The sequence below is a fragment of the Youngiibacter fragilis 232.1 genome, from assembly GCF_000495435.3.
Lineage (GTDB): Bacteria > Bacillota > Clostridia > Clostridiales > Clostridiaceae > Youngiibacter > Youngiibacter fragilis.
Window position 1 is genome coordinate 1 of record NZ_AXUN02000032.1, and the last position, 7,900, is coordinate 7,900.

Consider the following 7,900-nt stretch of genomic DNA (forward strand, 5'->3'; position numbering starts at 1 on the left):
CAAATTAAAATACACTACCCTGAAAGTATTACAGCGAAAATTGTAAAATGGAACATATTTGACTTACATCGTAGAGTTTTAAAGCCCGGAGGTTACTCCGGGCTTTGTCATAGGCCTTTTGGGCCATCATATGTTCTTACAGGGCTTCGAGGATCGCATCCTTGTTTAACCCGTAGATCTTCTGCACTATCTTGCCTTCCTTGGTGACAACCGCTGCCGGAACGCTTTCGAGCTCGAGCTTAAGTGCAAGTCCGTTGGACTTGTAGGTGTCAATCCTTGACACTGCAAGGGAGCCATTCGCTGATTTTTCGATCGCTTCAACCTCTGCGAGGAAGTTCCTGGCGTCACAGTCTATCGCATTGTAGACGAATATGAGGCCTGTCTTTTCTTTCTGCATTATCTGGTTGTCGAAGATGTTCTTTTCAGCTATGTATCTTTCAGCAACTGTTCCTGCAACTGCGCCGTCGCCGACTGCCGTCGCTATCTGCTTAAGGTACTTGTCTGTTATGTCGCCTACTGCGAGGACTCCTTCGATCCCAGTCTCCATCTTGTTGTTGACAGTTATGTACTTCTGACTTGTAAGGGGGAGCTGGTTCTCGAAGAGCTCTGAGTTAGGAAGGTATCCTATGAACTCGAAGCAGTTGTCGCAGTCAACAGGGATTAGCTCGCCTGTCTTAACGTTCCTCAGTATCACTGTCTTAAGGTGTCCGTCGCCTTCGAATCCATCAACCACTGTGTTCCATACGAATGCCATCTTGGGGTTCGCGAGGGCGGCTGCCTTTGCGATCTCGTTGCAGTCCATCTTTCCTTCTTCATGCATTACAGATACTGTAACCTTTGAAGCGAACTTTGTAAGGAACATTCCTTCCTCAATGGCAGCGTCTCCTGATCCTATAACCACCACATGCTTTCCTGTGTTTGAAGCGGCGTCGCAGGTTGCGCAGAAGCTTATGCCCTTGTCGAAGAGGTAGTTCTCCTCGTTCTTTCCGCCAGTTGTCCTTGGTCTTCCGCCGGTAGCTATGATGATTACCTTTGCAAGGAACTTGTTCCTGAAGGTCTCGACTACCTTTTCCTCACCCTTGAGGTCAACGCTTGTTACAGCCGTGAGCTTGAAGGTCACTCCCAGGTTTTTAGCCTGGTTCTTCATGAGGTCAGTTATTGTCTCACCCTTAGGATTGTCAGGGAAACCAGGATAGTTAGCTATCTCGTTGGTATATGTCGCAAGTCCGCCTACAAGCGCCTTCTCGAGGAGAAGCGTCTTGAGCCTTGCCCTTCCTGCGTATATTGCGGCTGAAAGTCCTGCGGGACCTCCGCCTATGATGACTACGTCATAATTTTCTACAGCCTTTTCTCTTCCCATATAGTATTGCCTCACCTTCCCATATTACATGAAGTACTTGACGAGCAGTTTGCTTCCCACAACTGCGCCTCCGAACATCCCTATTGCGAATACCCAGCCTGACAGCGACAGGGAAGCGATTCCTCCATAGAGGGCTCCGATGTTGCAGCCAAATGCGATCCTTGCGCCGTAGCCCATGAGGACTCCGCCGACAACAGCCGCGATGACCTGCCTGTAGGACTTTATCTTCTTCAGCTTGAAGCCTGATGCGAGAAGTGTCGCAGCTAACGCTCCAGTTACTATCCCGAAGTTCCTCCAGGAGTCAGGGTGGTTTAGGATACCGTTATTCAGTGTGCTCTGCATCCCTTCGGATGCGAAATAGTACCATTTGTCAACGCTTCCGCCTACCGCCTCGTATATCCATGCTCCCCACACCGCAAAGGCTCCTGAGACTCCCCAGGGATTCTTTGTTGCTGCGAGGGAAACAATCTGGAACAGGGACAGAAGTACTGCGGCTGTGACATAGGTGAAGGGCTCCTTGAGCCATTTGATGTAGTACTCGTTAGACTTCATCTGGTCGAAGAATTTCTTCTTTTCCTTTTCCAATTCCACACCTCCGCCTGGTGCTACTTATTCTTCTCGATTATTACTTCCCATTCGCCGTCGTCAACTTCCTCGACTTCGACATTGTATCCTTCTTTCCTTGCCCACTCAGGTACGTTCTTCATTGCGCAGCTGTGGTCTATCTGGACTATGAGTACGTCACCGATCTCGAGTTCCTTCAATTTGTTCTGTGTCTTTACGAGTGGAACCGGGCAAGCCTCTCCAAAGCAATCAAGCATAACTTCTTTCATTTCAATTTCCTCCATTAATTCATTTATTTTGTCTTGTTTTTAACACGATTTCATTAAATTTGTAACGATCTGCAAGCTTCTAGTGGCCTGCCTTTTTCTTTTCCCACTTGTCTGCAGCTATGTACAGGAGCAGAAGCACGATGAGCTGTACCACTACCGCTCCTACCCATCCGAACACATCCGGAAGGAATACAGTAGGACCGCTTGATATGAACTTCTCTTTCCAGAAGCCAAAGTCGTGGGCTCCCCACAGGGATCCGACTATGAAGAACAGGAAGGCGATTGAGTTCATTGCGAAGCCTTCACCGACCCTCATGAGGGTTCCCGATGCGCATCCGCCTGCTATTACCATGCCGACTCCGAATATGAATGCGCCGATCACTGTCGCCGCACTTATCGGCACGACATAGCTCTGGCCCGGTATCGGAAGTCCTGCGGCATGATAGCCGTATTTTATCGCGGTGAATCCGATGGTGGTTATCGCAAATGCAATTATCACCGATCTGGTAATTGATGTTGACCCTGTCAGATATGGGTCTCTCATGGATGCCGTGAAACAGAACCTTCCTTTTTGCAGTATGAATCCGAAGATATTGCCTATCATCCAGAAGAAGGCCACTGTGGGATTCTGCGCATAGAGCAGGAATCCAACGACAACTATCAGGGCTACTGTAAGAAATCCGTACGGTATCTGATTCTTCTTCGGCTTTTTAGGTGCTGAAGAGCGTCTTGATGATGCGCCGGTTCTTTCAGCCATTTGTTCACTCTCCTTCAAAATAAGTTTGCTATACTCTTAACAATCTCACAACCACATGTTACCATATTATCAATGTTAACGTATAACTTGTTTGATGAACCAGTATAAGAAAAACAGATGGCAGAAAAATGAAGATGCTATATAATAGGAGTTGAGGTGACTTTAAATGAATCTTACATCCCTTGAATTCTTCCGGGAAGTCATAGAAACGAAAAGCATATCGAAGGTGGCGGGGAGCAAGCATATATCCCAGTCAGCGCTCAGCCAGACAATACAGAAGCTGGAGGACGAGCTTGGCTACAAGCTTCTCGAGAGGAGCAACAAGGGCGTCGAGCCTACTGAGGCAGGAAAGATCCTCTTCAAGCACTCAGGCACCATGCTCAGGATCCATGACAAGATGAGGGAAGAGCTCGACATGCTGGACGCAAACGCAGAGAACATCAGGATAAACGGATACCTGTCCCTTGTGGACTATTCGCTGCCATGCGTGCTATACAGGGTAAAGAAGAAGTATCCGAGCTACAGCTTTGAGATGTCAGCAAAGAATACCTCTGATTCGCTTAATGACCTTCACAACGACCTTACCGACCTATGCTTCATAACGGAAGAGCCGGTAGATACGGAACTCGACTTCGCAAGGATAGGGAGCGAGAAGATAGTTCTCGTCGCCAATGCCGAGTCAAACATTCCGGATGTCATTGATGTCAGCTACCTGGAAAAGTGCGAGCTCATACTCCTTGATGACGATACGCTCACAATATCCAGGTCACTCAAGAAGAGGATAGAGCCTAAGTCCATGACCATGGACAGGATCAACATCATGTTCAAGGTGGATTCGGTGCCAGCGGCAAAATCGTCCGTGAACAACAATCTCGGGGTCTGCTTCCTTCCGTACATGTCGGTGAAGAAGGAACTCTACGAGAAGAAGTACAAGCTTATTGAGGTAAGGGATTTCGAGATGGATTTCCCCATATATCTGGTAACCAGGAAGAAGTGCGACAGGACCGGGGCGATTTCCGAGGTATACAAGTACTTCAGGGAAAACGGGGAGAAGCATTTCTGCTAAACGAAAAAGGAGCCGGAAGGCTCCTGGCATATACATATTGGATTATCTCTTGGATACTGTGACTTCCCATACCCCGTTCATGACTTCATCGATCTCCCAGTCAAGGTCCTCCTTCATAAGGACCTCACGCATGTGCTCTATCGCGCAGCTGTGGTCCACTACCATCATGAAGGACTCACCTTCTTCGATACTGGATATCCTCGTCTGAAGCTTGATCACGGGTACAGGGCATATGTCTCCGAAGCAGTCGATCTTGTCCAAAGCATTCAGTCCTTCCATTCGTAACTCAATTGAAGTATAGCATCCAAAGAGGTTCTGCATCAACCTCGAAGGGAGAGTGAACTGTGGACTATTCTGTTATAGTTCCGGTGTACAACAGCAAAGAGACACTTAAGCCGCTTATTGACGAGATAGACGGCTTTTTCAGGGAATGCGGATATACCTACGAGGTCATCCTGGTTGATGACGGCTCTGGCGACGGGAGCTTCGAAAAGATAATGGAGCTTTCTGGAACCAACAGCCAGATCAGGGGTATCCATATCAAATCCAACATGGGACAGCAGAGGGCTCTTGCCACAGGAATGCTCATGGCAAGGGGTGACTGGGCAATAACCATCGATGACGACCTGCAGCATGACATAAGGGATGCATCGAGGATGATCTCCCTTGCAAAGGACGGCTGCGACATGGTATTTGGAGTGTATGAGGACTATGGCTCGAAGGGTCTTCGGGCATTGGGCTCCAAGCTTGTAGGACTGTTCTTCAGGCTGAGATATGGCAATCTCCATGGCCTCAGAGTCTCAAGCTTCAGGCTTGTTTCAAGGAAGGTGTACAGGCATCTTACAGACCCTGGCAACAGGTTCGTGTACTTAAGCGCAGAGCTTCTGCCTTATGCAGACCTTGTGGGAAATGTGGAGGTTTCAAGGCGTGAAAGGTTATACGGGAAATCCGGGTATGACCTTAGGAAATGCGTCATACTATGCTCCAGGCTCTGGTTCAACTACGGATTGAAGAGTCTTGTATTCGGTGAAAGGAAGAGGCACGATGAAGAGGATACTGATGGTTGGAGCGGGCAGCTGCCAGAGGAGCGCAATCTTGAGGATAAGGTCTCTGGGATATGAGGTGATAGCTGCTGACTACAATGAATGGACGGAGGCTAAAGGCCTGGCGGACCACATGGTCCTTGCCGATGCCTTCAGCCCGGAGGATATTTTAAGATGTGCCAATGAATACAGGGTGGACGGTGTCATGACTTCAGGCACCGACCAGCCTGTTCTTTCAGTTACGGTGACCCAGAACAGGCTTAACCTTCCGTCATTTTTAAGTGACGAGACCGCGTTACTTGTGACCAATAAGAAGCACATGAAGGAGAGGTTCAGGGAGAAGGGGATACCTACAGCAAACTTCAGGATAATAGGCAGAGGTTTCAGTGACTCTGAACTTGATGGAATGTGCCCTCCATTTGTGATAAAGCCCCTGGATTCACAGGGACAGAGAGGTATCTTCAAGGTAGGTTCCATTGAGGAAGTAAGGATAAGACTTGAAAGTGTCCTGAAGGACTCAAGGAGCAGTGAAATCCTTGTGGAGGAATTCTACAAGAATGATGAAATCACCGTAAGCGGCTGGGTGGACAGTGGTAGGGTGCACATACTCACAATAACAGACAGGGTTACATTTTCTCCTGACGAGCATATAGGGGTATGCACCTCACATGAGAATCCTACAAAGCACATAGAGAAGCATGGAGTTCAGCTGAAGGAGCTTACGAGGAAGATATGCAAAGATTTTATAATTGAAGAAGGCCCACTATACTTCCAGTTCCTAATTGGAAATGAAGGCATCAAGGTCAATGAGATAGCCTGCAGGCTCGGGGGAGCCTATGAGGACATGACAATCCCATATGCAACCGGTGCTGATGTGCTGAGGATGAACATAGAGGGCTGCCTGGACAGCGGTTATGACAAGAGCGACCTGAAAAGCGCGCTTGTGGCAGAAGGATCCAGACCATTCTCGACCAGGCTCTTCTTCTGCGGAGAGGGTAAGGTAAGCTACATGACTCCGGTCGAGGAGATAAGGAAGCTTCCTTACGTCCTTGATGCAGGCTACAATATCCATATGGGTGACCTTCTGCCAGCCATTCTGAACGCATCCCAGAGGGCAGGCTTTGTCATAGTGAAGGGAGACACGCGGCGGGAGGTTGAAGAGAACCTTATTGACCTGAGAAGGACAATGAAGATTCTAGATGAGGACGGTAATAATCTTATAAGGACGCTATAGATTGGAGGAAGGGAAATGATCTGCCCATACTGCAGCAGCATAATGGAAAAGGGACATATTTACGGGGACAGGTACAGGCTCAAATGGCTTTCAGCCAGCAAGAAGCCTTTGCTCGGGATATTCATCGCGGGCGGTGAAAGCATAGGTCAGTCCGGATTCTTCGGAAGACCGAAGGTTATTGCATACAAATGCAGTGTCTGCTCAAAGCTTACCATTGACCTTCTTGAGCAGGAGGATTAGAAAATGAACTATTTCACCAAGGAATGGTATATGACCATGCAGAAAACCGACCTGCATTTCGGATTGGAAAAATCCAGGAAGGCAGGTAAGTTCTCTGAGGAGTATTTCAGGAAGCTTTACAAAAGGAAACTGGCTGAATTCATCAGGTTTGAAAGACGCATGGCAGAGGAATCAATGTATGATTCAGACCTGGAGGAGCTGGAATACTTCGATGAGTATGAGAAAGAAGATATCCAGAGAAATGGTGAGGACGCTGTACTCAAACCTCTTCTGATATTTGCTGACCAACCAGTTGACCTCCTTGAAGGTGTCCATGATGAAGAATTAAAGGAGCCTGTCGTCTTCGATGCTGAAAGGCATGAGGCAATCTTTGAAGAAGTCTTTCAAGAAAGGCTGAAAAGTTATGAAGAAATCCTGCCTGAAAAAATAAGGGGACGAATTGCAGACCTCAGGGTATTCACTTTAGGCAAAGCTACAGGGAAGGTCCTGAAAAAGGTGAAGAAATTATCCAACAGGAACAACAGGAAGGTTGAAAGGGCAGCCAGGGAGTATCATAAGTACCTGAAGAAAGCGAAGCCTATAAGGAAGCTCTATAAGGACGGCTTTGACCTCCATGACTGCAGGATCACTGAGGTCATAAGTGAGAAAGGGAAGCTTACTATAGACCTTGACAACAGTGGAGGCTTCACCGATGTGGAGAGGCTTGTACTTCTTGATCCGGAAATCACCTTGATAGAGAATGAACTTTCAGGATTTTACTGGCTTTATGAAGAAGTCTACAGGAAGGGTGACAGGTATGAACTTAATGTTCTGCTTTCCGGTCAAGATGGAATTAAGTCATACTTTACGGTAACATACGACAAGATTCTTATGGTACATGGTGAGAAGGACTGGGGAGATTTCGAATAATCAGCAAAGGATATGATCCTGAATTCTCTTCAGTATCATATCCTTTCATTGCATTTATGGATTTTTATTTGAGTGAGGTTTGGGATGTTTTGAAACTAGATTTGGACACCTTACATTTAGTTCTTTGCAAAGTGGTTTTAACTGACTGCAGTTTGTACACATAATCTTTTCTACATCGATTGAGTCGATAAATCCATTAATTCGCTCACCTTTGACGTATAGTCGATTAGACTTTTTAAACAGATTCTTCATTTTCTCATAACCATTGTTTCCATTTGGCTTTGAACCGGGTGTTAATTTTAGATACTTCAGTATTCCGGTAAGGTCACTTAGAAACCAGTCCTCTATCGAATGTTTGGCCTTAATATGATACACCTTGACTGCGCCAAGATCCTTAAGTATTGACTCGACTTCATTCCAATTAACAGGTGGGTTGCTTGTATAATTTATTAGGAAAG

The 7,900-nt window shown here is 47.0% G+C and carries 11 protein-coding genes; 5 read left to right on the plus strand and 6 right to left on the minus strand.

Annotation, left to right across the window (positions count from 1 at the left end):
* Positions 1–136 precede the first annotated feature (136 nt).
* The 4 genes from T472_RS01965 to T472_RS01980 all read right to left on the minus strand — a co-directional run bounded on the left by T472_RS01965 (position 137) and on the right by T472_RS01980 (position 2,950).
* A complete protein-coding gene (locus T472_RS01965) occupies positions 137–1,360 on the minus strand; it encodes an FAD-dependent oxidoreductase (RefSeq protein ID WP_023384795.1) in 1,224 nt (407 codons plus the stop codon).
* A 24-nt stretch (positions 1,361–1,384) separates the two neighbouring features.
* Complete coding sequence (locus tag T472_RS01970) at positions 1,385–1,945, minus strand: YeeE/YedE thiosulfate transporter family protein (protein ID WP_023384793.1); 561 nt, start codon at positions 1,943–1,945, stop codon at positions 1,385–1,387.
* 20 nt (positions 1,946–1,965) lie between these two features.
* The gene (locus tag T472_RS01975; RefSeq protein WP_023384790.1) at positions 1,966–2,193 is read right to left on the minus strand and encodes a sulfurtransferase TusA family protein; all 228 of its coding nucleotides are present in this window, start codon (positions 2,191–2,193) and stop codon (positions 1,966–1,968) included.
* A gap of 79 nt (positions 2,194–2,272) precedes the next feature.
* Complete coding sequence (locus T472_RS01980; RefSeq protein ID WP_023384788.1) at positions 2,273–2,950, minus strand: YeeE/YedE thiosulfate transporter family protein; 678 nt, start codon at positions 2,948–2,950, stop codon at positions 2,273–2,275.
* Between the two features lie 166 nt (positions 2,951–3,116).
* Between T472_RS01980 and T472_RS01985 the strand changes: the two genes are divergently transcribed.
* On the plus strand, positions 3,117–4,016 hold the full coding sequence (locus tag T472_RS01985; RefSeq protein WP_023384786.1) for a LysR family transcriptional regulator: 900 nt from the start codon (positions 3,117–3,119) through the stop codon (positions 4,014–4,016).
* Positions 4,017–4,058: 42 nt separating this feature from the next.
* Here the strand turns inward: T472_RS01985 and T472_RS01990 are convergent, their stop codons facing one another.
* Entirely contained in the window at positions 4,059–4,295 is a 237-nt protein-coding gene (locus T472_RS01990; protein WP_023384783.1) for a sulfurtransferase TusA family protein, read from the minus strand.
* Between the two features lie 65 nt (positions 4,296–4,360).
* Here T472_RS01990 and T472_RS01995 point away from each other — a divergent pair, with 65 nt between their 5' ends.
* The 4 genes from T472_RS01995 to T472_RS02010 are packed head-to-tail and all read left to right on the plus strand — an operon-like array spanning position 4,361 to position 7,442.
* On the plus strand, positions 4,361–5,137 hold the full coding sequence (locus T472_RS01995) for a glycosyltransferase family 2 protein (protein ID WP_023384781.1): 777 nt from the start codon (positions 4,361–4,363) through the stop codon (positions 5,135–5,137).
* On the plus strand, positions 5,061–6,293 hold the full coding sequence (locus T472_RS02000) for an ATP-grasp domain-containing protein (RefSeq protein WP_023384779.1): 1,233 nt from the start codon (positions 5,061–5,063) through the stop codon (positions 6,291–6,293). The genes T472_RS01995 and T472_RS02000 overlap by 77 nt, the downstream gene beginning before the upstream one ends.
* Positions 6,294–6,308: 15 nt before the next feature.
* Positions 6,309–6,533 (plus strand): PF20097 family protein, encoded by a 225-nt coding sequence (locus tag T472_RS02005; protein ID WP_023384776.1) that lies wholly within the window; start codon positions 6,309–6,311, stop codon positions 6,531–6,533.
* A gap of 3 nt (positions 6,534–6,536) precedes the next feature.
* Positions 6,537–7,442, plus strand: a complete 906-nt coding sequence (locus T472_RS02010; protein ID WP_023384773.1) for a DUF4085 family protein — start codon at positions 6,537–6,539, stop codon at positions 7,440–7,442.
* A 54-nt stretch (positions 7,443–7,496) separates the two neighbouring features.
* Here T472_RS02010 and T472_RS19675 read toward each other — a convergent pair.
* The coding region (locus T472_RS19675) for a hypothetical protein (RefSeq protein WP_023863265.1) at positions 7,497–7,900 on the minus strand (404 nt) is incomplete at its 5' end.

Excerpts from the sequence above, each read along its gene's own strand:
- T472_RS01975 (WP_023384790.1), bottom strand. The coding sequence starts at position 2,193 with ATGAAAGAAGTTATGCTTGATTGCTTTGGAGAGGCTTGCCCGGTTCCA.
- T472_RS02000 (WP_023384779.1), top strand. The coding sequence starts at position 5,061 with ATGAAGAGGATACTGATGGTTGGAGCGGGCAGCTGCCAGAGGAGCGCA.
- T472_RS02005 (WP_023384776.1), top strand. The coding sequence starts at position 6,309 with ATGATCTGCCCATACTGCAGCAGCATAATGGAAAAGGGACATATTTAC.
- T472_RS01965 (WP_023384795.1), bottom strand. The coding sequence starts at position 1,360 with ATGGGAAGAGAAAAGGCTGTAGAAAATTATGACGTAGTCATCATAGGC.
- T472_RS01985 (WP_023384786.1), top strand. The coding sequence starts at position 3,117 with ATGAATCTTACATCCCTTGAATTCTTCCGGGAAGTCATAGAAACGAAA.
- T472_RS01990 (WP_023384783.1), bottom strand. The coding sequence starts at position 4,295 with ATGGAAGGACTGAATGCTTTGGACAAGATCGACTGCTTCGGAGACATA.
- T472_RS01980 (WP_023384788.1), bottom strand. The coding sequence starts at position 2,950 with ATGGCTGAAAGAACCGGCGCATCATCAAGACGCTCTTCAGCACCTAAA.
- T472_RS02010 (WP_023384773.1), top strand. The coding sequence starts at position 6,537 with ATGAACTATTTCACCAAGGAATGGTATATGACCATGCAGAAAACCGAC.